At 44.4% G+C, this 23,536-nt stretch carries 20 protein-coding genes and 1 riboswitch; of the genes, 12 read left to right on the forward strand and 8 right to left on the reverse strand.

All coding sequences use genetic code 11. The annotated features are described in order from the left end of the window. Positions 1–30: 30 nt before the first annotated feature. From MSG36_RS15425 to MSG36_RS15445, 5 genes are all read left to right on the forward strand, one after another. Complete coding sequence (locus MSG36_RS15425; RefSeq protein WP_048615086.1) at positions 31–1,002, forward strand: tripartite tricarboxylate transporter substrate binding protein; 972 nt, start codon at positions 31–33, stop codon at positions 1,000–1,002. Positions 1,003–1,244: 242 nt separating this feature from the next. Continuing rightward, positions 1,245–1,745: a tripartite tricarboxylate transporter TctB family protein gene (locus tag MSG36_RS15430; protein WP_041472791.1), complete on the forward strand. Its 501-nt coding sequence runs from the start codon at positions 1,245–1,247 to the stop codon at positions 1,743–1,745. Positions 1,746–1,755: 10 nt separating this feature from the next. Further along, positions 1,756–3,276 (forward strand): tripartite tricarboxylate transporter permease, encoded by a 1,521-nt coding sequence (locus MSG36_RS15435; protein ID WP_012603793.1) that lies wholly within the window; start codon positions 1,756–1,758, stop codon positions 3,274–3,276. 192 nt (positions 3,277–3,468) lie between these two features. Then, positions 3,469–4,227: a sulfite exporter TauE/SafE family protein gene (locus tag MSG36_RS15440; RefSeq protein WP_248368650.1), complete on the forward strand. Its 759-nt coding sequence runs from the start codon at positions 3,469–3,471 to the stop codon at positions 4,225–4,227. A gap of 289 nt (positions 4,228–4,516) precedes the next feature. Beyond that, positions 4,517–4,708, forward strand: coding sequence for a hypothetical protein (locus tag MSG36_RS15445; protein ID WP_017059711.1), 192 nt, complete (start codon positions 4,517–4,519; stop codon positions 4,706–4,708). 136 nt (positions 4,709–4,844) lie between these two features. On the opposite strand, the gene MSG36_RS15450 is transcribed toward MSG36_RS15445, so the two are convergent. Next, complete coding sequence (locus MSG36_RS15450) at positions 4,845–5,258, reverse strand: VF530 family DNA-binding protein (protein WP_010438513.1); 414 nt, start codon at positions 5,256–5,258, stop codon at positions 4,845–4,847. Positions 5,259–5,687: 429 nt separating this feature from the next. On the opposite strand from MSG36_RS15450, the gene MSG36_RS15455 reads away from it, so the two are divergent. Then, complete coding sequence (locus MSG36_RS15455; protein ID WP_248368651.1) at positions 5,688–6,848, forward strand: HD domain-containing phosphohydrolase; 1,161 nt, start codon at positions 5,688–5,690, stop codon at positions 6,846–6,848. Positions 6,849–6,980: 132 nt separating this feature from the next. On the opposite strand, the gene gnd is transcribed toward MSG36_RS15455, so the two are convergent. From gnd to MSG36_RS15480, 5 genes are all read right to left on the reverse strand, one after another. Beyond that, entirely contained in the window at positions 6,981–8,429 is a 1,449-nt protein-coding gene (gene gnd, locus MSG36_RS15460) for a decarboxylating NADP(+)-dependent phosphogluconate dehydrogenase (RefSeq protein ID WP_017059712.1), read from the reverse strand. 28 nt (positions 8,430–8,457) lie between these two features. Further along, complete coding sequence (pgl, locus tag MSG36_RS15465; protein WP_248368707.1) at positions 8,458–9,174, reverse strand: 6-phosphogluconolactonase; 717 nt, start codon at positions 9,172–9,174, stop codon at positions 8,458–8,460. Continuing rightward, positions 9,171–10,673, reverse strand: a complete 1,503-nt coding sequence (gene zwf / locus MSG36_RS15470) for a glucose-6-phosphate dehydrogenase (RefSeq protein WP_048606938.1) — start codon at positions 10,671–10,673, stop codon at positions 9,171–9,173. The genes pgl and zwf overlap by 4 nt, the downstream gene beginning before the upstream one ends. A gap of 410 nt (positions 10,674–11,083) precedes the next feature. Further along, a complete protein-coding gene (locus MSG36_RS15475; protein WP_017063807.1) occupies positions 11,084–11,779 on the reverse strand; it encodes a response regulator in 696 nt (231 codons plus the stop codon). A 69-nt stretch (positions 11,780–11,848) separates the two neighbouring features. Continuing rightward, positions 11,849–13,498, reverse strand: coding sequence for a sensor histidine kinase (locus MSG36_RS15480; protein ID WP_248368652.1), 1,650 nt, complete (start codon positions 13,496–13,498; stop codon positions 11,849–11,851). Between the two features lie 616 nt (positions 13,499–14,114). Here MSG36_RS15480 and MSG36_RS15485 point away from each other — a divergent pair. The 6 genes from MSG36_RS15485 (at position 14,115) to MSG36_RS15510 (ending at position 21,457) form a co-directional block, all read left to right on the forward strand. Further along, on the forward strand, positions 14,115–14,342 hold the full coding sequence (locus tag MSG36_RS15485; RefSeq protein WP_009846577.1) for a hypothetical protein: 228 nt from the start codon (positions 14,115–14,117) through the stop codon (positions 14,340–14,342). A 222-nt stretch (positions 14,343–14,564) separates the two neighbouring features. Then, positions 14,565–16,007 carry a TolC family protein gene (locus MSG36_RS15490; RefSeq protein WP_248368653.1) on the forward strand — a complete coding sequence of 481 codons (1,443 nt, stop codon included), beginning with the start codon at positions 14,565–14,567 and terminating at the stop codon, positions 16,005–16,007. Between the two features lie 3 nt (positions 16,008–16,010). Continuing rightward, positions 16,011–16,985 carry an efflux RND transporter periplasmic adaptor subunit gene (locus tag MSG36_RS15495; RefSeq protein WP_050650618.1) on the forward strand — a complete coding sequence of 325 codons (975 nt, stop codon included), beginning with the start codon at positions 16,011–16,013 and terminating at the stop codon, positions 16,983–16,985. A gap of 7 nt (positions 16,986–16,992) precedes the next feature. Beyond that, a complete protein-coding gene (locus tag MSG36_RS15500; RefSeq protein ID WP_050650619.1) occupies positions 16,993–18,264 on the forward strand; it encodes an ABC transporter permease in 1,272 nt (423 codons plus the stop codon). Next, positions 18,261–19,430, forward strand: a complete 1,170-nt coding sequence (locus tag MSG36_RS15505) for an ABC transporter permease (RefSeq protein WP_050650620.1) — start codon at positions 18,261–18,263, stop codon at positions 19,428–19,430. Before MSG36_RS15500 ends, MSG36_RS15505 begins: the two co-directional genes overlap by 4 nt. A gap of 485 nt (positions 19,431–19,915) precedes the next feature. Then, a complete protein-coding gene (locus MSG36_RS15510; RefSeq protein ID WP_050650621.1) occupies positions 19,916–21,457 on the forward strand; it encodes an alanine/glycine:cation symporter family protein in 1,542 nt (513 codons plus the stop codon). A 155-nt stretch (positions 21,458–21,612) separates the two neighbouring features. Here MSG36_RS15510 and MSG36_RS15515 read toward each other — a convergent pair whose 3' ends face one another. Beyond that, entirely contained in the window at positions 21,613–21,777 is a 165-nt protein-coding gene (locus MSG36_RS15515; protein ID WP_248368654.1) for a hypothetical protein, read from the reverse strand. A 161-nt stretch (positions 21,778–21,938) separates the two neighbouring features. Beyond that, on the reverse strand, positions 21,939–22,673 hold the full coding sequence (locus MSG36_RS15520) for a chromosome partitioning protein ParA (RefSeq protein WP_050650622.1): 735 nt from the start codon (positions 22,671–22,673) through the stop codon (positions 21,939–21,941). Positions 22,674–23,282: 609 nt separating this feature from the next. Further along, a riboswitch (glycine riboswitch) is annotated at positions 23,283–23,416 on the forward strand. Positions 23,417–23,536 lie beyond the last annotated feature (120 nt).

The raw sequence follows: 23,536 nt of genomic DNA on the forward strand, positions 1-23,536 counted from the left end.
AAGAGATCCCCTACATAAGGAACGTGAACCATGTTCAAGGCACTGAAACCTACTCTTGCGGCTTCTATCATCGCAGCAACCTTTTCTTTCAACACTTTTGCTGCTGACGTAGAAAAAATCCACTTCCTAATCCCTGGCGGCGCTGGTGGCGGTTGGGATATGACAGCTCGTGGTACGGGTGATGTATTGGTGAAATCAGACATCGTAGAAAATGTCTCTTTCCAAAACCTGTCTGGTGGCGGCGGCGGTAAAGCGATTGCTCACCTAATCGAAACAGCACAACGCCAAGAAGACACGCTAATGGTGAACTCAACGCCTATCGTTGTTCGCTCACTAACAGGTATCTTCCCTCAATCTTTCCGTGACCTAACTCCGGTAGCAGCAACCATTGCCGATTACGGTGCAATCGTCGCGTCTGCAGATTCTAAATACGACACTTGGGAAGACGTCGTTAAAGAGTTCGAAACCAACCCACGTAAAGTGAAAATTGCTGGCGGTTCAGCTCGTGGCAGCATGGACCACCTTGTGGTAGCGGCAGCGTTCAAAGGCGAAGGTTTTGATGCGAAGAAAGTACGTTACATTGCCTACGATGCTGGCGGTAAAGCGATGGCGGCACTGCTTTCTGGCGAAACACAGCTGCTTTCAACTGGCCTTGGTGAAGTACTAGAGATGTCTAAATCTGGCCAAGTAAAAGTGCTTGCTGTTACGGCTCCAAAACGTCTTGACGCTGCGCCTAACATCCCAACACTGACTGAGTACGGCAACGAGACAGTATTTGCTAACTGGCGTGGTTTCTTCGCGGCACCGGGGACAAGCCAAGCAAAAATCGACGAGTGGAACGAAGCTCTTGGCAAAATGTACAAAACCGATGAGTGGCAAGTGGTTCGTGACCGTAACGGTTGGATCGACAACTACAAAGCTGACAAAGATTTTTACGCCTTCCTAGAAGACCAAGAAAAACAGATGGGCGATCTAATGCGTGAGCTTGGCTTCTTGAAGTAACCAACAACCAGAGAGGGTCTTTGTGCCCTCTTACTCTTTCCTGTTTCGCCGTACATGAGTTAACTAAAACTCCTTTGTTTATTCGTAGTGTATTGCTAAAGCTTGCTGATTCGTTGTAGAGGCAAGTGGCTTAACCAAGTCATGTAATTCGCTCACCTTTGGTTAGTGATCCCAGACATTCTTCATTAACTCGCTCATGTACGGCTTTTTTACTTTTTATACCACCCCAAATGGAGTTGGATATGTCGGACTTACCAACCAAATTTCTGAGTAAGGAATCTTTGCTTTCGAAGGATCGCATCGGAGCCATGATCTTTATGCTGGCGTGCTTGTGCTACGGCTACCAAACCACGCTGATTCCTTTGTTTCCCGGTGACGAGTACGAACCCTTCACAGCAAGAACCTTACCTACCCTGTTGACGTTTATCGGCATTGGCCTTTCGTTGATCCTGCTAATAACGGGACAACCGGATAAGAAAGTCACATGTGACACAACGCCGCTGAACTGGAAACTGCTGATTGGCTTCTTGGTGTTAATGGCACTGTACGGTGTTGGGCTGACTTATCTTGGCTTTGTTTTAGCAACCAGCTTCTTCTTACTTGCAGGCTTTTACCTACTGGGTGAGCGTCGTAAAGCGGTTTTATTTGGCGCGTCATTTCCTTTCGTTATCGCGTTCTTTCTTTTATTAACTCAAGGCTTAGATATCTACCTAGAGCCTGGTTTAATCTTCACTCTTTGGTAGGGATAACATTATGTTAGACGGAATTTTACAAGGACTTTCGACCGCTGTGATGCCAATGAACATCATGATGGTAATCGTGGGCTGTTTCGTTGGCACCTTCATCGGTATGCTACCGGGGTTAGGTCCAATTTCAGCAATCGCGTTGATGATCCCTATTACATACGGCCTAGACCCTTCTTCTGGCCTAATCTTGATGGCTGGTGTGTATTACGGCGCTGTATTTGGTGGCTCTACGTCATCCATCTTAATCAATGCTCCGGGTTGTTCTTCAACGGTAGTAACCGCGTTTGACGGCTACCCGATGGCTCAAAAAGGCCAAGCAGGTAAAGCTCTTGCTCTCGCGGCTTACTCTTCTTTCACCGGCGGTACGCTTTCAGCGATCATGCTTTTGATTGCCGCACCGGCTCTAGCAAGCGTGTCACTGAGCTTCCAGTCTTCAGACTACTTTGCATTGATGCTATTAGGTTTATCCGCTGTAGCGGCGTTTGCTGGCCCAGGTCAGGTAATCAAAGCGTGGATGATGACTATTCTTGGTTTGATGCTATCAACTGTAGGTATCGACAAAGGGGTTGGCGTTGAACGTTTCACTTTTGGCCTAACGGATCTGATGGATGGCTTCAGCTTCCTATTATTAGCGATGGCAACGTTCGCACTGGGTGAAACCTTGATGGGTATTCTTAAGCCAGAGCAAGATACCAGCGCAGAAGAAAGCCAAAAGATGTCTGATATTGGTAGCATGAAAGTCACCAAAGAAGAGTTCAAAGAAGTGGCGCCGGTTTCGATCCGCTCTTCTATTCTGGGTTTCTTTACCGGTGTTCTACCGGGCGCAGGAGCCACTATTGCGGCATTCCTAAGTTACGGTATGGAGCGTAGCCTAGCGCCAAAAGACAAACAGAAAGAGTTCGGTAAAGGCAGCATTCGTGGTCTTGTTGCACCTGAATCAGCAAACAACGCAGCTTCAAGTGGCTCATTCGTTCCGCTACTAACGCTTGGTATTCCGGGCTCTGGTACAACCGCGATTATGCTTGGTGCATTGATTGCCTACGGTATTCAGCCAGGTCCTCGCTTGTTCGTTGAACACCCAGATGTATTTTGGTCAGTCATCATATCTATGTACTTTGGCAACATCGTACTGGTTATCTTGAACCTGCCTTTAATCCCTTATATTTCTAAACTGCTAGCGGTACCTAGAACGGTTCTACTGCCAATGATTATCTTCTTCTCAATCACTGGCGTGTACTTGGTGTCATTCAACACGATGGACGTATTTGTGATGCTACTGGTAGCGATGGCAGCAATAGCATTAAGGCTAGCCAACTTCCCATTGGCACCATTACTGTTAGGCTTCATATTGGGTGGCTTGATGGAAGAGAACTTAAGACGTGCATTGATGATCAGCGATGGTGAGCTGAACTTCTTATGGGAACGCCCTATTACGATGACGTTCACTATTCTGGCGGTACTGGTGCTGTCTAGCCCGATTCTAGTGAAACTATTTAAGAGTTTTAGAGCGAAGCCAGTAGAAGTGTAAAGCTTTATCGAATCAACTAAACCTCAACGAAAGGAGCCATTGGCTCCTTTTTTCATTTAGAGCCTCAATTCAAACCAGCGGTTAAAGATGGTAGCAAACTCACAAACCTATCTTTACAACACACATCGCGCTGATATTCATAACAAATTCAAGTAAGGTAACCAGTTAGTTAACGTATTGGATTCTAAAACTATGGATTGGTTGATTCTGTTCTTATCAGGGGTGATTGGCGGTGTGCTTAACTCCATTGCGGGTGGCGGCAGCTTCATCACCTTCCCTGCTCTATTGTTTGCTGGCGTTCCACCAATAGCAGCCAACGCGACCAATACCTTTGCTTCGTGTGCCGGATACATTAGCGGAGCCTATGCTCTGCGCCACGAAATTCAATCTGGTACTAAGCAGCTAAAACTGACCATTGCTTTATGTGTCATTGGCGGTGGTATCGGGGCTTTCTTGCTACTTCACACACCAGAAGCTCTGTTCACTCAATCCGTTCCTTGGCTGCTGCTGTTTGCAGCTTTGCTATTCACGTTTGGTGGCACGCTTAATAAATGGCTTAAACAAGCTACAGCAAAACATAAGCACGCCAACAGCGCAGGCGCATTCTTTTCCGCTTTATTACTTTTGATTATCTGTATCTACGGTGGGTATTTTAATGCAGGTTTGGGCATTGTGACATTGAGCTATTTGGCGCTGGCTGGTTACACCAACATCAACGTGATGAATGGTATCAAACTGCTCGTGTCCGCGTGTGCTTCCCTCGCAGCGATCGTGTTTTTTATCGTAAATGGCTCGATTGATTGGCCATCTGGCCTAGCTGTATTATTGGGTACATTGGTTGGTGGTTATTATTCAGCAAAAATCTCTCGCCGCATCCCTCAACAATATGTTCGTACCACAGTGATCATCGCGAGCTTTTTGATCACCGCTTACTTTTTCTATGCTAGCTAGGTTTTATACTAAGTAGGTTCTATGTTAAATGAGCTCTGTGCCAACTTGGTTATAAGCTAACTAGACATTCGGTCAATAAGGCTTGCAACTAGAAAGACAAAGCCAAAAGACTCCACCCTTCTCATATCGATTTCGCTATTTTATTGCTTATAAAATAGCCAAGCCAAAATGTGTGAGACGAGTCCTCCAATTAGCAAATTTGATAACAATTTAGACTGTTTTTTAGCCTTTATTTTGCCAAAGGTGGGATAATTCTTCTGTCGAAAGTGAGACTTCATTAGGAGGCGTTATGAACACTAAACTAGGTCATGTCATGTCATCAAGTCGACTCATTTGCTTTGTCGCTTTTCTTGCTGCCACATTCGCGTGGATCCTAAAAATGCCCGCTCTGTTTTCTGTGTCAGCGCTATTCTTACTGGTCAGTGCGATCGTCTATGTCACAGATCTTTGGAAGAATCAAAGAAAGAACCGCGAAGCTTAGCCATTTACGGTTTAAATCGAACGAATTAAAAAAGGAGCTCATAGGCTCCTTTTGTGTTTTTCGCTTATCTAATTAGGCGTACTAATCGCCGACGCCTTCTTGTTAACGACGCTTTCTTATTAACGACGCCTTCTTATTAACGACGAAAGTTACGACCGTTACCGCCGCGGCGTTCTTTAAATGCAGACGCAGCTTTAGCTTGAGAAGCGTGGATAGACTCAACCGTTAGTTCCATTGGCTCACGAGGCTCTAGCCCATGGCGGAATGTACGTGAACGCGGAGGCATCTGGTATTCGATGTCAGATGCTTTAGGCATGCGCTTGAAACGGTAAAGGTAGAAGTTTTCAACCTTTTCACGAGCCCATTCGGTTTTCTTCAGGTATTTAACTGCGCTTGCCACTGTAGGTTTAGTGTTAAAGCAGTTCATACGCATTGCCGCATCTAAAATTTCCCAACCATAGTGATCCACTAATTCAGTGATCATGGTTTCAAGCTTTAAGCCGTGTAGCGGGTTATTTTGTTGCAGTTCGATTCTTTCTTCTTCAGTCATAATATTACCTTTTTCAAGGCAACTAAAGGCCTTGAATTTACTCTAGAACACCGTCATCACTGACCATTTCTAGCTCAATCACTTGGGCATTACATCCATTGCCCTTATTTATGCCTTTATGATGGCATAAAGCATACTCGTTATCCTATTTATCTTTGAAATTAATTTCGAATTGGTCACTTAACACCCTACCTTAGCTCGCTATACAGACTAAGCACATTCTGCAAACAAACCTTCACCTCAAAGGTTATGAAACTGGTTTAACTTAACAAAACCTCCGGTAACCGTATGCAAAAACCATACATTTAGTGATGACATTAAAGTTTTTCAGTACGCAGTATTACATTTTAATAACACAGTGCTATGGTTTTATTGAATATCGAAACGGTAAAAAACCCGATTAAACAATGACATAATTATAATTAAAGGTTGGCTTGCCACATGTTTGACTACTCCCATTTCAGTAGAGCAGCGGCCCAAGACAAAGACATCGTCGCCATAGTCGATGATCTCTTCCAGCTAGCTCGTGAACACTACCCCATATTATCTCGGCTATCCGTGGTGCTATGCAGTGAAAATAAAGCATCGAATTATTTTGTTTCAGACTCACTGTGCCAAAACGCCAAGCATCACTACATCGAACAGGAGATCAAACCCAACTCTGCTCTGAGTCGTCTGGCTGAGTCATTGGAAACAAGAATTGTTGATGACCTCTCTTTGATGAATCCGACTAAGCAAATCTCTCATCTGCTCAAGCTTGGTCACCAAAGTAGCTACACCACTCCAATCCACTACCAAGAGAGTAACCTTGGGTTCGTTTTCATCAACGCATCATGCACTGACTTTTTTGCTAAGCAGACAATACAAAGTGACATCGCCTACCTCACCCAAGCGATTTCGAACCTGTTTGTGCAACTCTTCGAACGTCAGAGACATTTTCAGTCCTCATTAGCGATCGCTCTAAACATGGGACACGCACGAGATCCTGAAACCAAAGAGCATCTGATTCGCATGGGAAAATACAGCGAGCAGCTGGCACGTACGCTTTCGCATAGTAACAATGAGATTACCCACCAATTCGTTCACCGCATTCGCTTATATGCCCCGTTTCACGACATAGGTAAGTACCGAATTCCAGACAAAGTGCTCTTCAGTACTGAGCGTTTTTCGGAAGAAGAAAGAAACATCATGAACAATCACACGATATATGGCGAAGAGATGATTGATGACGTGGTTGCCCTTTCCCACCACAGCTCAATGTGCGGCGAAGAAGTTCAGTTCATCAAGAATATTGTACGTCACCATCATGAACGGTTTGATGGCTCGGGATTGCCAGATGCGCTCATTGGAGAAGCGATTCCACTGGAGGCAAGAATTGTCACGCTAGCAGATGTATTCGATGCTTTACTGAGTAAACGAGCTTATAAACACGCATGGTCAGCATCTAAGGTAATGGACTACATTGAAGCGCATACTGGGCTGATGTTTGATCCAGAGTGTGTGTCTGCGCTGAAGCAAAACCTTGATTACTTCATGTCGATACGAGAGCAATACAGTGATGTGCAAAGTCCACAAGCTGCGCTCGCTTAAAGTGTTGTATTAAATTTACTTTACGTGACTCTCTTTCAGAACCTACAAAAAAGGATGCCAATCGGCATCCTTTTGTTTTCTAGTGTACAGCTGATAAGAACAACAAGGTTCTTAACTGATTCTAACTAACGATTATACGTCGTAAGTTGTAGAAGCAGTGTCGCCGCCTGTACCAGTCCAGTTTGTGTGGAAGAATTCACCACGTGGACGGTCAGTACGCTCGTAAGTGTGAGCACCGAAGTAGTCACGTTGAGCTTGAAGCAGGTTCGCTGGTAGACGTGCAGTTGTGTAACCGTCTAGGAAAGATAGCGCAGAAATCGTACATGGCATTGGGATACCAGACTCTAGAGATTTCGCCGCTACTTTACGCCATGCCACTAGGCTGCCTTGTAGGATGTTTTTGAAGTACTCGTCAGAACCTAGGAACGCGATGTCTGGGTTTGCTTCGTACGCATCACGGATGTTGCCTAGGAATGCAGAACGGATGATACAACCACCACGCCACATTAGCGCAACGTTACCGTAGTTTAGGTCCCAGCCGTTTTCGTTCGACGCTTCACGCATTAGCATGAAACCTTGAGCGTAAGAGATGATCTTAGAAGCCAGTAGAGCTTGACGTAGTGCATCAACCCACTCTTGCTTGTCACCTTCAACTGGAGTGATTGTTTTCTCAAACAAAGCTTCAGCTTCAACACGTTGGTCTTTAAGTGCAGACAGGCAACGAGAGAATACAGACTCAGAGATTAGAGTCAGTGGGATACCTAGGTCTAGTGCGTTGATACCCGTCCACTTACCTGTACCTTTTTGGCCTGCAGTGTCTAGGATCTTCTCAACTAGCGCTTCACCGTCTTCATCTTTGTAGCCAAGGATGTCAGCAGTGATTTCAACTAGGTAGCTGTCTAGCTCAGTCTTGTTCCAGTCAGCGAATACTGCTTGCATCTCGTCAGCAGACATACCTAGGCCATCTTTCATGAACTGGTATGCTTCAGTGATAAGCTGCATGTCACCGTATTCGATGCCGTTGTGTACCATCTTAACGAAGTGACCAGCACCGTCGTTACCAACCCAGTCACAACAAGGCTCACCAGCGTCAGTTTTTGCAGAGATACCTTGGAAGATTGGCTTAACCGCTTCCCAAGCTTCAGCCGCGCCGCCTGGCATGATTGAAGGACCGAAACGAGCACCTTCTTCACCACCAGATACACCAGTACCGATGAAGTGGATGCCTTTCTCACGACAATGCGCTACACGACGGTTAGTGTCTGGGTAGTTAGTGTTACCACCATCAATGATGATGTCGCCTTCGTCTAGAAGTGGGATTAGGTTTTCGATGAACGTGTCTACAACGTCACCAGCACGAACCATAAGCATCACTTTACGTGGCGCTTCTAGCTTCTCAACTAGCTCTTCTAGAGAGTAAGCACCAACAATGTTAGTACCTTTAGCTGGACCTTCTAGGAACTCGTCTACTTTAGCAGCAGTACGGTTATGAGCCACAACTTTGAAGCCGTGGTCGTTCATGTTTAGGATAAGGTTCTGACCCATTACTGCTAGGCCAATTACACCGATATCACCTTTCATTATTTTATCTCCTTGCGGCTATTCGCACTTATGCGATAGCACTTGCTGCATTTGAATCTAGGAACCACTCTGTTTCGCCAGTTTTAGACTGGATTTTCGCTGCCGGGTAAGGCAATTCTGAAGCAGGAGTTGTATGAATTTCTTTAACGATCTCAACTTTACCTGCACCCAGTACTAGGTAGCTGATTCGTTTTGCTGCTTCTAAAACTTTCGCTGTTTTAGAAACACGGATTTGACCAGACTCAGGGTGAGAAGCCAGTACAGATAGGTTCTCATCTTGGTAGTTGGTTACGCCCGGGAATAGTGAAGCTGTGTGGCCGTCTGCGCCAACACCAAGCAGAATCCAATCGAATACAGGCGTGCCGTTTTCTGTTGGGATTACGTCTGCCATCTCTTTTGCGAAACGCTCTGCTTCTGCTTTTGGTTCATCTTCACCACGGATGCGGTGGATGTTTTCAGCAGGAAGGTTTACTTGAGTAAACAACAGTGAGTTTGCTTCACCGAAATTGCTTTCAGCGTCGTCTGGTGCAACGCAACGTTCGTCGCCCCACCAGAAGTGAAGGTTATTCCATTGAATACCTTCGGCGTAAGGCGCCTCAGCTAAAAGCTTGAAAAGCATTTTTGGCGTGCTGCCACCAGACAGTGAAATGTGAACAGGTTTGCCCTGCTCGCTGTATGCTTTCATTTCATTTGCTAGGTTTTCAACAACCAGTTCAGGGGTTGCAAAGATCTTGTGATTGATCATAGTTCGCAGTAATCCGTGTCTGTTAAGTTTTTGCATGGGAAACGCCATGCGCGGCCATCACGTTGCAGAAGTTCATCTGCTTCCTGTGGGCCCCAAGTACCACAAGCATAGCCAAACAGTGCTTGAGGATCTTGCTTGAAGTCTAAGATTGGTTGAACGTACTTCCAACATGCTTCTACCGCATCGGTACGTGCAAACAGAGTCGCATCACCGTTCAGTGCATCAAGAAGAAGACGCTCATAAGCCGTCAGCATCTGAGTTTCAGGCAAGTCAGAGTAAGAGAAGTTCATTTTCACTTCTTTTGCTTTGAAGCCTGCGCCTGGCTCTTTCAAACCAAAGCTCATCTGAATACCTTCATCCGGTTGGATACGGATAATCAGCTTGTTCTCTGGTGCATCTTGACCAAATACTGGGTGTGGCGTGTTCTTAAAGTGAATCACGATTTCAGTCACACGTGTTGGTAAGCGTTTACCTGTACGTACGTAGAAAGGAACACCATTCCAACGCCAGTTATTGATGTGAGCTTTCAAGCCGATGTAAGTCTCGGTACGAGAATCATCCGCTACACCATGCTCTTCACGGTAACCTAGTAGGTGCTGACCACGAACATCTGATGCTGTGTACTGACCTAATACTAAGTCTTTACGCAGATCATCTTCTTCTAATGGTTTCAGACACTGAAGCACTTTAACCACTTCATCACGAATAGAATCAGCGTTAATTTGAGCTGGTGGTTCCATACCCACCATTGCTAACACTTGTAGCAAGTGGTTTTGGAACATATCACGAACTGCGCCAGAACCATCGTAGTAGCCGCCACGTTCTTCAACGCCAAGGAACTCAGCACCTGTGATTTCAACGTAATCAATGAAGTTACGGTTCCACAGTGGTTCAAACATCGCGTTTGAGAAACGAAGCACTAGAAGGTTTTGAACCGTTTCTTTACCAAGGTAATGGTCGATACGGTAGATCTGGTGTTCTTGGAAGTGATGATGGATCTCTTCATCCAACGCTTGAGCTGATGCTAAGTCGTAACCAAATGGTTTTTCGATGATCAGACGACGCCAGCCATTCGATTCATCGTTAAGGCCATGCGCAGCAAGGTTTGCTGGGATAACACCGTATAGGCTTGGCGGGGTTGCCAAGTAGAACAGTGTGTTATGGTTTTCGAATTGGTAGTCTTGCTCAAGCTTGTCTAGACGTTGTGCTAAACGAGCGTAGTCGTCTACATCTGAAGTGTTGATCGCTTGGTAATGCAGATGTTCGATAAATGCATTCAGCGTCTCTGGTTCAGTTTTTTCCATTTCCTGAAGAGACTTCTTCAGCTTCTCACGGTAAGACTCATCGCTGTACTCAGTACGGCTCACTCCAAGAATCGCAAAGGATTCTGGTAGTTGATTGCTAGCATACAGGTGGTATAGAGCAGGAATTAACTTGCGGTAAGTTAGATCTCCCGACGCACCAAAAATAACGATGCTGCTGTTTTCAGGTATTACCATCATCTTTCCTATAAAAACAAGGTTTTTAGTATTCGCCAAAGGTATCAGCGACATACGAAAATAGATAATAGGTCTTAACTATTACATCAATAGTAAGCGCCTATTAAATTTGAGAATGCGTTTGGTAAACGAGGGTGAAAGCTATCACCTCTATTCGGGACGGTATTGTCTATGACTATTTGATTTACATCAACCACTGTGAAAGCAATCGATTAAATATTGACTCATTTCGAACAAATTCTAATCAATAGCTCAGTTCATTTGTCCCAAGGGAGAAGCAAATCGGCATTCTCAAACAGTGTAGTCAAGAAAGAACGGTATCTGGTCGGTGGAGTGAGCAATAAGAAAGGGAGAGAAAGGTAAAACCAGCTTATTCAACTGGCTTTATATTTATTGTGATGATGTCGTGTTTATCTTTGCGCTTTATTATAACAACGCTCCGGGCGACCTACGGTACCGTAATTTAAGTCTGCGACTAACTCACCAGTGGTAATCAAAAATTCTAAATAGCGTCTGGCGGTGGTTCGGCTAGCACCAATTCGTTCTCCGGCTTCATCGGCGGTAATATTAACGGCATCAGCTTGCTGAAAAATGGCTCTGATTTTGTCCAACGTTACGCCATCAATGCCTTTGGGCAAGGTGGATACTTTTCCAGAGTCCGCTTTGGCATTGGCTTGCAGCATCTTATCAACCAAACCTTGGTTCAAATCCGACACACTTTCAAACTCTTGCTGTTGAGATTGATACTTTTTCAGCGCCGCTTCCAAACGAGGGAACATCACAGGTTTCAATAGATAATCGACCACTCCACCACGCATCGCCTGTTGCAGCGTATCCACATCACGAGCAGCGGTAATCAAGATAACGTCGCAGCCTTGATTGCTCCCTCTTACGTGATTAAGAATATCGAGCCCACACCCGTCCGGCAGGTACACATCCAATAACACCAAATCAGGTTTTAAGATGTCCAGTTGCATGAGCGCTTCAGACTGAGTGGTGGCAATGCCGACCACGTCAAAGCCACCCATCTGTTCTAAATAACGATGGTGTAGCTCTGCAATCGCAATATCATCTTCAATGACCATGACTCTCGTGATTGCGTTCATTTATGTTCTTCCTTTAACCATGCTTTTTCCGTCACGATGATCTTCACAAGATCGCTTCGTGCTTAATTATTATTGTTCTTCTTTTGGCAGATAAACCGTCATTCGCGTGCCAAAATCTTGGTTGTCGACCATTTCAAGCTGCCCTTGATATCGGTCTGCCAGTTGCTTTATCAGATACAAACCCACACCGCGATTTTGCTTCGCTTTGCTCGATACGCCTTTTTCGGTGAGTGCTTTTGTCGCCAGCTCTTTCGGCAAACCACACCCTTTGTCTTCTACTTCTACGATAATTTCATTACCAAAATCACTGATTGAAACTTCAATAACACGACGCGCTGGAGCAATTTTCCCCTCTTGCTTAATTGCCGTCATAGTGGCATCAAAGGCGTTATCAATCAGGTTGCCAAGAATGGTGACAACGTCATCCGCGTTCAGCCAGCTAGGCAGCGCTTCAAGCCTTGAGCCCTCTTCAACCTTGAGCTCTAAGCCTATTTCGCGCGCGCGCTCCGTTTTCCCAAGCAGCATACCTGCAATGAGCGGATCTTTAACGGTTTCACGCAAAAACTCGATCAAGCTTTGATAGTGCGCCGTTTCTTGGCCAATCAGTTGCTGGACTGAATCCAACTCGCCCATCTGGATCAAGCCACTGATGGTATTGAGCTTATTTTGATGCTCGTGGGTTTGTGAACGCAGTAGATCGGCATACTCTTTGGTTTGTGAGAGCTGGTCTGTTAAATCGTTGATTTCATCTCGTAATCGGAAACTGGATACCGCACCAACCACTTCACCACCGACGATAATGGGGCTGCGATTGGCGATGATGCGCTTGTTGTTCAAGTATAATTCAATATCGTGGTCAGTCTCCCTCGTCGACAACAGCTGTTCTAAATCACTGCCTATGAGAACTTCTGCAAGTCGTTGGTTCAATGATTGCTCTCGACTTATCGATAAGATATCGCAGGCACTCTTATTAATAGAACGTAAAATGCCGTGCTTATCGATGCTCAGAATACCCTCTTTCACGGTACTCATGGTTACATCTAGCTCAACATAAAGTCGGCCTATCTCTTCAGGCTCAAAGCCTAAAATAGCGCGTTGAAAACGGCGAGATACATAACTCGAAATCAAAGCGTTGACCGCAACCACCAGCAACGCCATCACAATCAAAAAGGCTAAATAAGGTTCGATTCGATCTTGTAAAGAATCCAGTAAGTAACCAACTGACACCACCCCAATAACGGTACCTTGAGTGTCTTTTACCGCGGATTTACCACGAACTGAAAAACCCAGCGATCCCTTGGCGGTCGACACATAAGACTCGCCCAATACCAATGCTTTTTGGTTATCGCCACCACGCATGGGTTTACCGAGCCTGTCATCGTAAGGGTGAATCAGGCGGATACCTTTATCATCTCCAACAACGATAAACGCCGCGCCAATGAGCTGAGTAAGGTTACGAAATTTAACTTGGGTTTCTTCAGACAAAACGTAGGGAACGCCATTAGGGTCCAACGTTCCATTTTCTTGAATAATGCTGGTGACAAGTGGCGATTCAGATAGAAATTCAGCAACACCTAACGCTTTCAAACCCATCTCTTGTTCTTGAGATTGTTTGATGTAGTAAAAACCAGCCGCTGCAAGAATCAAAAGTTCAACGAGGCCAGTGACCGTCATGATAATCAGTAACCTTTTACGGAAACTGATACTGCTCCATTTCATATTCCACCGTCCCTAGTGTTAGACGATCAATGTTAACACCAAGTTAATCGCATGACCTTTCTAGGGACGTGAATTTGTGACTGCTACTCAACTAAATAATTGAGCAGATTGTTAATTGATAATCCTTTACGTTGTTCATCTCGATTAATCGTTCACTTTTAGAACGGATTAGCTTAAAAACCAAAATAAACGAATAAATATTGAGCTAGATCACTAAGCTTTTAGGTGTTTTTTAGGTTGTTTAAAATAAATACAATTATAATGGTTGCATATGAAGAAGTTTATTGTTGCTAAGCCATAAGTCATGATTTTCAGACCGTGCTTTGAATCGAAATTTCGATTAACAAAATGGCAACAACCCTTCGCTCGCTGGACGTATCTATAACTAAAAGTTGCACGCTCGCCGTTACGAATGATGAACAAACGGATTAAGTATTCTCCCCTATTCATCCATCGCTAATTCACACTCGGCTAGCCAGACAACGAGAGGTGACTGATAAAAGCATCACCCAATAATAAAACATTGATGAGCAGGAAGTATCGATCAGTGGCAACGTCCAATAGAAACAGGATAACAAACATAACGTATAAACATTGTTGAAAAGGAAACAAGGCAATGAAACGCGATAACTTTGGAATTTGTCTTACTAAGACTATGCTGTTCAAACACTTACAATCGACTTTTACTCACGTAAGAGCCTATGAGAAAGATGGCACCTCCCCACTCGATCTCAAGGTATTGTTAGCATTCCCGCAAATGTCAGGTAGAGATTTATTACAAACAATGCAAGGTTCAAGACAATTGGTATGGCGCGCCGATCACCATTGTCCTAGCTTTAAATAAGCCACTTCATTTTGTAAAAACACTTCTATACTGAACTTAAAGAGCACGCTTCTGCGTGCTTTTTAAGTTTCATTTATCTTCGATATTCACATCACTCAATCTTATTTACACTTGATTAACGAGTTATGAGAATTTGTATTCATATGAGACAATCTATTCAAGACAAATGACTATCGCCCTGTTAACATTAGAGCTAATACTCTAATTTGGTATTTAATTCCGATGACCAAACCAAAATTTCGACACCTTGTAATTGCTGGCATGCTCCTCGGCATATTTGCTTCGCCAGGCTACGCAGCCCCGCTTACTTTTTCTGAAGCATGGCTAATGCTACAAGAAAACAACAACTCACTTGCGGCTCAACGAGCTAACGTTGAACGTTATCAACACCTTCAGAATTCAACAAGTAGCCTTAATCTACCTTCTATTACCTTAGGGGCTAACTACACGCACCTTGATAGTGATGTGACTATCAATGGCGAACAGTTTGCCGACAGCTTGAGTGGTGTGCCCTCTATTGGTCTCCCTGTTCCTCCTCAAATCATCAGTGCGCTTGGCGGGATTACTTCCACCATTACTGAACAAGACATCTTTAGCTCTTCTATTCGCGCGGTGTGGCCTATCTTTACAGGTGGTCGAATTACCGCGGCGCAGAATGCTGCAGAAGGTAAAAGCGAAGAAGCACAAAGCCAATTGTTGATGGAGAAGCAAGCTCGCTACGAAGATTTAAGTAAATATTACTTCTCTGTGATCTTAGCGGAAGACGTCGTGAGAACGCGTCAAGCCGTCGAAACAGGCTTAACTCAACATCGTGATTTCGCCATCAAGCTTGAACAGCAAGGGCAAATCGCACGAGTAGAACGCCTACAAGCCGATGCTTCTTTAGATAAAGCGATTGTAGAGCGCACGAAAGCTCAGAACGATCTCAAGATTGCTCAACTAGCACTGACTCAGATCCTTGGTCAAAGTGAAAGTGTAGAACCCTCAGAGCAACTGTTTATCAATAAGAACCTACCTCACATGGACGTGTTCATTGACCAAACTCTCATGACCTATCCCGGCCTTAAAATTCTTGATGCAAAAGAGAAACAAGCAAGCAGCTTAATTAAAGCCGAGAAAGGTAAGTACTACCCAGAAGTTTATCTTTACGGTGACTACAGCCTGTATGAAGATGACTCTCTAGCCAGTGAAATGAAACCCGATTGGTTAGTTGGTATTGGTGTAAATGTGCCGTTGATTGACACTTCAGGCCGTTCCGACAAAGTCGCTGCGGCTCACAGTGCCGTATCGCAGGTTCAATTTCTGAAGTCACAAGCCAAGCAAGACTTAACCGTATTAGTTCAAAAGACTTATCTTGAAGCAAACCAAGCAATTGAAGAGGTTCAAGGCCTAAACTCAAGCCTGTCTTTAGCTCAAGAGAACCTATTGCTTCGTAAAAAAGCCTTCACACAAGGGCTTTCTAACTCATTAGAAGTGGTTGATGCAGAGCTCTATCTTGCGAGCATTAAGACACAGCAAGCTGCTGCGCGATTCAAATACCTTATCTCTCTCAACAAGCTTTTGGCGCTTACCAGCGAAATGAATGCTTACTCAAGTTACTTAACTTCTTCTGTTACGTCTGATTTCGACTCAAAAACAGACACCGCTAGCCAGTCAAAAGGATAACTCATGAAACCTATTAAGCCCCTTCTTCTATCTATAGTTGGTATCGGCATTATTGGCTGGGTCGGATACAGTTTTTACCAAGCTTATCAACCTCAGCCTGTTAAGCTTCAAGGTCAAATCGATGCGCAGCAATACAGCATCTCATCGAAAGTACCTGGCAGAATTGATGAAATATTCGTGCGTAAAGGCGATTCAGTTGAAAAAGGCGAATTGATCTTTTCTCTTCTTAGCCCAGAGATTGATGCGAAATTAGAACAAGCAAAAGCCGGTCAGAAAGCCGCTGGTGCATTGGCACAAGAAGCAGAGAATGGCGCACGTACTCAGCAAATCCAAGCGGCTAAAGACCAATGGTTGAAAGCGAAAGCAGCTGCCGATCTGATGGACAAAACCTACCAACGTGTAAACAACCTTTACAACGATGGTGTCGTTGCCGAGCAAAAACGCGATGAAGCCAAAACTCAATGGCAAGCAGCGAAGTACACCGAAAGTGCTGCGTTCCAAATGTATCAATTGGCGCAAGAAGGAGCTCGTGACGAAACCAAAGTGGCTGCCGCTCAAAAAGCGTTAATGGCGGCAGGGGCAGTGGCGGAAGTTGAAGCTTACGCAAAAGACACACAGGTCCACAGCTGGTTTAATGGCGAAGTGTCTCAAGTTCTATTGAGCAGCGGTGAACTCGCACCACAAGGCTTCCCTGTTGTGACTGTCATCGACACCAAGGATGCTTGGGCCGTGCTCAATGTGCGTGAAGATATGCTTAAGCACTTTGAGAAAGGCAGTCAGTTTGAGGCATACCTACCAGCTCTGGATAAATCATTAACTTTCCAAGTCACACACATCGCCGTAATGGGTGATTTCGCAACTTGGCGTTCAACAGACGCAGCACAAGGCTTTGACTTACGTACTTTTGAAGTAGAAGCGCACCCTGTCGATACGAGCGAAACACTGCGTATGGGCATGAGCCTAGTGGTTGAGCTTTAGGTGACGTATGTCTGCTAATTCTCACTTACCAGAGCATCACAAAGCGACAAGCAATTTGCTTAGACAGTGGGCTATTGTGCGTAAAGACAAGTGGCTGCTATCTTGCTTAACTTGGATACCCTTGCTGCTTGCTGCAAGTATCTGGCTGATCTTCTCACAAGGCATCGCCCGTGATTTGCCTGTTGCAGTGGTTGACCTAGAACACAGCCAAATTTCGCAGCAGTTTACTCGCTTAGTCGATGCCTCACCTACCCTGAAGGTCACTCAAAAATACAGCTCTGCGAGTGATGCGGCGAAAGCGATGATCGAACGCGATATCTATGGTTATGTTGTGATACCAAGGCACTTCGACCGAGACCTTCTGCTCGGCTTGAATCCGCAAGTGTCTGTGTTCTATAACAGCCAATTTATCCTAATCGGTAAGCTGGTGAACTCTGCGTTGCTGCAGGCTCAAGGGACTTTTAACGCGCAACTTGAAGTCGTGAAACAGCTGTCACACGGTGATACCACGGTGCAATCCGCATTAGGCCAAGCAGTAACAGTGCAAAGCCAGATCACACCACTGTTCAACAAGAACACCAGTTATGCTCAGTTCTTGGTGTCTGCGGTTATTCCTGCACTGTGGCAGATCATGATTGTGGTGGGCACGATATTGGTTTTGACGGCAAACGTGAGAGCTCGCGGCCTTCACGCTTGGTTATCCAACGCCCCTATGAAGTCACTCGCATCAACATTAACGCCCTACCTTGTCTTGTTTTTGATGTTTGGTATCGCGTTTAGCTTTTGGTTTTATGTGCTCTTAGACTGGCCATTTAACGGCAGCTTTGTGGCATTGGCCATTGCCCAACTGCTTACCGTCATCAGCTGTATCATCATGGGTTGTTTGTTTTTCTTCTTAACACTTGATCCTGCAAGGGCGATGAGTTTCGCTGGCGCATTTACGGCACCAAGTTTTGCGTTCATGGGTATTACCTTTCCGGTCACAGACATGAACACGGCAGCGCAAATTTGGAGAAGCTTATTGCCTGTGAGTCATTACATCGAAGTACAAACGGCGCAGTCTAGTTATGGTGTGAGCGCCGCACAGTCTTTGATCAGCCTCTCTTCCATGTTGTGGTACGCGGTTCCTGCTTTGGTGGTGATGTTGTTAATTAAGAAACACTTGGCGCAATCAGCTCTAACTGCACAAGCGGATCTATCTACAAAAGCAGGTCTATCAGCAAAAACAACGCCGTCAACACAGCCAGAAGCATCAGCACAACAAGGAGTAAAACGATGAGCTTTACTCAACTGCTCAAGCAAGAACTCCTAGCGGTATTGCGCAACCCTGTCGTGCTTCTTACGGTATTTGGTGGTGTGGTCTTCTATTCATTCTTGTATCCATTGCCTTACGCGAACCAAGTTCCTCAACAGCTGAAAGCCTCGGTTGTGAACTTGGATAAGAGTCAAAGCAGCTACCAATTAGAACGAATGGTGGATGCCACCTCTCAAATCGAATTAGTCCGTCGAGACTCCACCATCGCCGATGCTAAACAAGCCGTGCTTAACCAAGAGATTGGCGGATTCCTCGTCATTCCAGAAGATTTCTATAAAGACTTGCTGCTCGGTAAAAGCCCGACACTTTCTTACGCTGGTGATGCTTCTTACTTCTTGGTCTACGGAACCATTGTTGAAGGGCTTGCCAAAGCAGGAGGTACGTTAGCTGCAGAAGTAAAGGTCCGTCACTTGTTAGTCGAAGGTGTGCCTTTAGAATCCGCAGCCAAAGGCTACAGCGCATTTAGCTTAAATTTAAAACCTACTTTCAATAGTCGAATGGGATACATCGATTACGTCGTTCCCGCTGTCTTTGTATTGATCCTTCAGCAAACCCTAGCCATGGCATCAGGGTTGGTTGGTGCAACGCAAAATGCTCAATCCACATTCGGCTATTGGTGCAGAGTTCATCCAACCAAACTAATCCTTGCTCGCTGTTGCACCTTAGTAGGGATCTACTACTTATTATCGATGTACTACTTCGGCGCCAGCTTTTCGATGTACGGGATTAACCTACTCGCCTCAATCTCACAGATTTTAACCTTGTTACTGCCCTTCTTATTGGCCAGCTGTTTGATTGGCATTTTTATCGGTGAGTTAGTGCCACGAAGAGAGTTAGTCACGGTTGTGGTGTTAATCAGTTCAATGCCACTGATCTTCTCTTCAGGTTTTATCTGGCCGATTGAAATGATGCCTGAATGGTTAGTACTGTTATCACAACTGTTTCCAAGCACACCTGCTATCCAAGGTTTCTTAGCCCTGAATCAGATGGGCGCTTCGTGGCAAGAGGTCGCATCTCAATGGACGCTGTTATGGGGACAAGTTGTACTTTGGGGGTCGTTGCTTGCACTGAAGCTCTACCACAAGTCGAGCAAAAGCATCGTTAACCGCACTACCGATAATAGCCTTTGAGTGGTTTAGCTCATCGCAAACATAAAAAGCTCTGATAAAGGGCTTTTTTAATACCTCCGACTTGCTCCTTCCCTTGTAAGAGACTTTTCAAAACCTCCCAAAAACAAGCGTTACATCAAAGCTCATCTATTTTAGCTATCAATTTAACCGCCAATCTATATGCCTTTTCAAACTCAAAAATCATCGACTTATACCCAAAAGACGACAAAACACGAATTATTGTAAATTTATTGTAAAAATTTCTTTGACGGTATTAATTTTATGTATAGGGTTATCAATAAGACGTGGTAAGCCGAATATCATAGTCTTATTGGTTCACGTGCCAAAAGGATCTCCATATAAAACGTGATTAGTAGTGATATTTATCTCGCATTTCGACTTGGCTACAGAGCATTTTGTCGCTATCGAAGAAATAAATAAGCTATTGAAATATAAGACAAACACAACATAAGCAAACATAAATTAATAAAAAGACAGGGAAAACCATGAAAAACATAAGAGAATTATTTTTTGGGTTTATATTATTGTTTAGTTCCAGTGCATTTGCAGAAGAAGGATCATTTAATCAAGCTATCAGTAACTTAAGCAAAAGTGTTGATGGATTTTTCAACGACTACACAGGATGGTTCGTTGGACTCATATTTAAAAGTGTACCGGTTGGCGAAGCCAACTTCCCTATTATTGTTGGCTGGTTATTACTCGCTGCGTTGATCTTTACTGTTTACTTTGGCTTCGTCCAATTTAAGCGAGTCGGTATGGCTGTAGATATCATTAGAGGCAAGTACACAGACCCTAACTCAAAAGAAGACGGCGAAGTTTCCCATTTTCAAGCTTTAGCTACTGCCCTTTCTGGAACCGTCGGTCTTGGTAACATCGCAGGTGTAGGTGCTGCACTCGCCATTGGTGGTCCTGGCGCGACATTCTGGATGATCTTGTGTGGCCTTCTTGGTATGGCTTCTAAGTTCTGTGAGTGTACCTTAGGTGTGAAATACCGAACTATCCTACCTTCAGGCGTTGTTTCAGGTGGTCCAATGTACTACCTAAGCCAAGGTCTTGGTGAAAGAGGTTTAGGCGGACTAGGTAAAGTGCTCGCTATTGGTTTTGCATTAATGTGTATTTTAGGCGCATTGGGCGGCGGTAACATGTTCCAAGCTAACCAAGCACACGCCATGTTAACTTACGCATTTGATGTACCAAGTGAGTACGGTGTGATCACTGGCCTTGTACTCGCCGCTTTAGTTTTCTCTGTGATTGTTGGTGGTATGCCTTCTATCGCATCGGTAACGGAAAAAGTTGTTCCTTGGATGGCAGCTCTGTATATCGGTATGGCTCTGATTGTTATCGGTTCTAACCTTGATCAAGTTGGTCCTGCGTTCAGTGCAATCTTTACAGGTGCATTTACTGGTGAAGGTGTCGTTGGTGGATTCATTGGTGCATTAATTCAAGGCTTGAAGCGTGCAACGTTCTCGAACGAAGCAGGTGTAGGTTCAGCAGCTATCGCTCACTCAGCGGTTAAAACAAAAGAGCCAATCACCGAAGGTCTAGTATCACTATTAGAACCGTTCGTTGATACAGTAGTCATTTGTACAATGACAGCATTGGTTATCACTATCGCTGGCTTAAATGTAGGTCCATTCGATGGTTCTGGTTTAACGGGTGTAACACTTACTGCAGCATCATTTACTGAAACTGCAGAAGTATTTAAATACACACTCGCTCTTGCGGTAATCATGTTTGCGTTTTCGACAATGATCTCTTGGTCGTACTACGGCCTTAAGGCGTGGACTTACCTATTTGGTGAAGGCAAAACAACGGAACTGATTTTCAAAGTGATGTTTTGTGTGTTTGTTGTTATTGGTGCCACGATTCAGTTTGGCGCGGTAATCGACTTCTCTGACGCGGCTATCTTTGCTATGTCTATCTTTAACATCCTTGGCCTATACTTCTTGATGCCAGTTGTGAAGAAGGAACTGCAATCGTTCGTTGCTCGTGTAAAATCAGGTGAAATCAAAACCTACGAAAAATAGTGACTCGTCAATAATTTATTGTCGAATAACACTGTTCTAAAAATTTTTTGTAATACCCTTTGCTTGAGAAAGCGAGAACAGTACTGCAATTAATCTAAAATCCCTACTGGCTCATGGTTTAGCTCGTAGGGATTTTTTATGTTTGAATTGTTAGACTAGCATCTATCCTCAATGCCTTGCTTACTCTTTTCACTATCGTGTTCAACGTCGATACGACGAACCAATTCTTCTACTTCGATTATCTCTTTTTGCACTAGTGGCGAACGACAATCATCGAAACAATAAGCTATGGTGCAGTGCTCGCAAAGATACTCTTGCATCACTCCATCCCTGTAGTCAAAGCAGTCCAAATGCGAGTTAGTAATAGTGAAAAAGAATCGACTCTACGCTCTCAAGAAAACGCAAAACGCCCACATCACGTGTGATGTGGGCGTTTCAATATTTACTGCAAAATTAACGCTAGGTTGGTAAAACCTTCAGCTTATAGACCCATCTCTTCAGTGAGCGTTTTGATCTGCTTGAGATCCATGGTGTGCACTTCAATCATCTGTCTGATATCGCTCAGTCGAGAGTTAGCGTTATCTTGCTTCTCACACGCGTCAGATTTCGCATCCCATGATGTGCCATCTAAGTAAACATCACACGCTTTCTTAAGAGAACCAAGGTTCTGCTCGAGTTGATCTCTTTCTTTCTCAAGTTTTTCAAGTTCTTGAGAAATCTGTAATTCTTTTCGGAAAACTTCACGCGAACGCTCAAACAACGTCGATTGCATGTCAGCTTGACGATTAAGTTTCTGGTTGTCTTGCTGAGTTTGCTCTAACGTTTGCTTCTGTTCATTTAGCTGTTGCTCTAACGAGTAGTTCGCCTTCTCTAAAACCGAAGATTGTTTCGCTAATTCTTGGAGTTCTTTTTGATGCTCTTCCGTTTGTTTCACTAGAGCGGCTTCTACTTTCGCATCGATTTCGGTATCAACTTTTGCCACTTTAGTTTCAACGGATGTCATCAACTGTGCTCTGCTGTCATGCAGTTCTTGATAACGAGTTTCGAGTACCTGATAAGTGGACTCCCACTTAGAAGCCGTAACTGTAGAACCAATTAAGCCACCCAGTGCTAAACCTATAACCGCAGCAATGCCGATATAGAGCTGACTGCGCTTATCGCGTTCTTCAATAACAACCACTTCACCTTGTTCGCTTTGTCCAGATTGCTGGTTCACTAGCGGGTACTCCCAAAAATTTGTTTAACGTTACGCGGTCACTGACACGAATGCCAATACTGATAGTGTAGGCTCAGTTAAACCTATCGCTCAAGCCAGAAGCACTTAAGCTCTGCTAACACATTCATCCCACCAGTTCACAGGCAGGTTTAACGAGTTAACTCCGAAATCATCAAGCTGGCAGTATACAAAAGGAAGCTGCTAACGATAACTATCACTACCCATTTTTGCAGTTTTTCGTTTGTCCGGTAACGAAATAGTACAAATGCCAAAGCCAATAAAAAAACAATCGCTATTAGTCGAGTCATAACTCCTCCTTGTTTCTCTATTTTATACCATTTAAATAAGCAAGTTACGTCAGAGACTCGTTGTTTGATCATTTAGTTGAACAACATTTGTGCAAACAGATATTTTGTAGCTGACATCACATTTTATATGATCTAGGATACGCCTACAGATTACCTAATTATTTAGGTAATTGTTCCGATGAAGACTGCAGGAGAGTGGTTTTTAACTAAATATTAACATTTAGTTAGATTGACCCGCCGAAGAAGTAAATCTTTCAGGTGCTTTATGCTGGAGAAATCCAGAAAAGTGAGGACTGTCGTTGGAGGAACCTCTGGAGAGAACCGTACTACTTTTTTGTAGCAAGCGGTCGCCGAAGGAGCAAGCTTAGTGCCCGTTACTTATCTATAAGTGATTCGCTAAGTGAAACTCTCAGGCAAAAGGACAGAGGAGTGGAAAGCAACAGCCTTAATTAACAAAAGAATTCTATCTAGAAATCCGTATGTATTAAGTAGTGCTCCCGATCCCTGCGATCTGCACTGCCTTCCCTCTTCTCCTTAAATTTTTGATTTATTAAG

The organism is Vibrio sp. 1CM8B (genome assembly GCF_023161685.1).
Taxonomy (GTDB): Bacteria; Pseudomonadota; Gammaproteobacteria; order Enterobacterales; family Vibrionaceae; genus Vibrio; species Vibrio coralliirubri.

Coding starts and splice junctions, on each gene's coding strand:
- MSG36_RS15425 (WP_048615086.1), top strand. CDS start 31: ATGTTCAAGGCACTGAAACCTACTCTTGCGGCTTCTATCATCGCAGCA.
- MSG36_RS15430 (WP_041472791.1), top strand. CDS start 1,245: ATGTCGGACTTACCAACCAAATTTCTGAGTAAGGAATCTTTGCTTTCG.
- MSG36_RS15435 (WP_012603793.1), top strand. CDS start 1,756: ATGTTAGACGGAATTTTACAAGGACTTTCGACCGCTGTGATGCCAATG.
- MSG36_RS15440 (WP_248368650.1), top strand. CDS start 3,469: ATGGATTGGTTGATTCTGTTCTTATCAGGGGTGATTGGCGGTGTGCTT.
- MSG36_RS15445 (WP_017059711.1), top strand. CDS start 4,517: ATGAACACTAAACTAGGTCATGTCATGTCATCAAGTCGACTCATTTGC.
- MSG36_RS15450 (WP_010438513.1), bottom strand. CDS start 5,258: ATGACTGAAGAAGAAAGAATCGAACTGCAACAAAATAACCCGCTACAC.
- gnd (WP_017059712.1), bottom strand. CDS start 8,429: ATGAAAGGTGATATCGGTGTAATTGGCCTAGCAGTAATGGGTCAGAAC.
- pgl (WP_248368707.1), bottom strand. CDS start 9,174: ATGATCAATCACAAGATCTTTGCAACCCCTGAACTGGTTGTTGAAAAC.
- zwf (WP_048606938.1), bottom strand. CDS start 10,673: ATGGTAATACCTGAAAACAGCAGCATCGTTATTTTTGGTGCGTCGGGA.
- MSG36_RS15475 (WP_017063807.1), bottom strand. CDS start 11,779: ATGAACGCAATCACGAGAGTCATGGTCATTGAAGATGATATTGCGATT.
- MSG36_RS15480 (WP_248368652.1), bottom strand. CDS start 13,498: ATGAAATGGAGCAGTATCAGTTTCCGTAAAAGGTTACTGATTATCATG.
- MSG36_RS15485 (WP_009846577.1), top strand. CDS start 14,115: ATGAAACGCGATAACTTTGGAATTTGTCTTACTAAGACTATGCTGTTC.
- MSG36_RS15490 (WP_248368653.1), top strand. CDS start 14,565: ATGACCAAACCAAAATTTCGACACCTTGTAATTGCTGGCATGCTCCTC.
- MSG36_RS15495 (WP_050650618.1), top strand. CDS start 16,011: ATGAAACCTATTAAGCCCCTTCTTCTATCTATAGTTGGTATCGGCATT.
- MSG36_RS15500 (WP_050650619.1), top strand. CDS start 16,993: ATGTCTGCTAATTCTCACTTACCAGAGCATCACAAAGCGACAAGCAAT.
- MSG36_RS15505 (WP_050650620.1), top strand. CDS start 18,261: ATGAGCTTTACTCAACTGCTCAAGCAAGAACTCCTAGCGGTATTGCGC.
- MSG36_RS15510 (WP_050650621.1), top strand. CDS start 19,916: ATGAAAAACATAAGAGAATTATTTTTTGGGTTTATATTATTGTTTAGT.
- MSG36_RS15515 (WP_248368654.1), bottom strand. CDS start 21,777: ATGCAAGAGTATCTTTGCGAGCACTGCACCATAGCTTATTGTTTCGAT.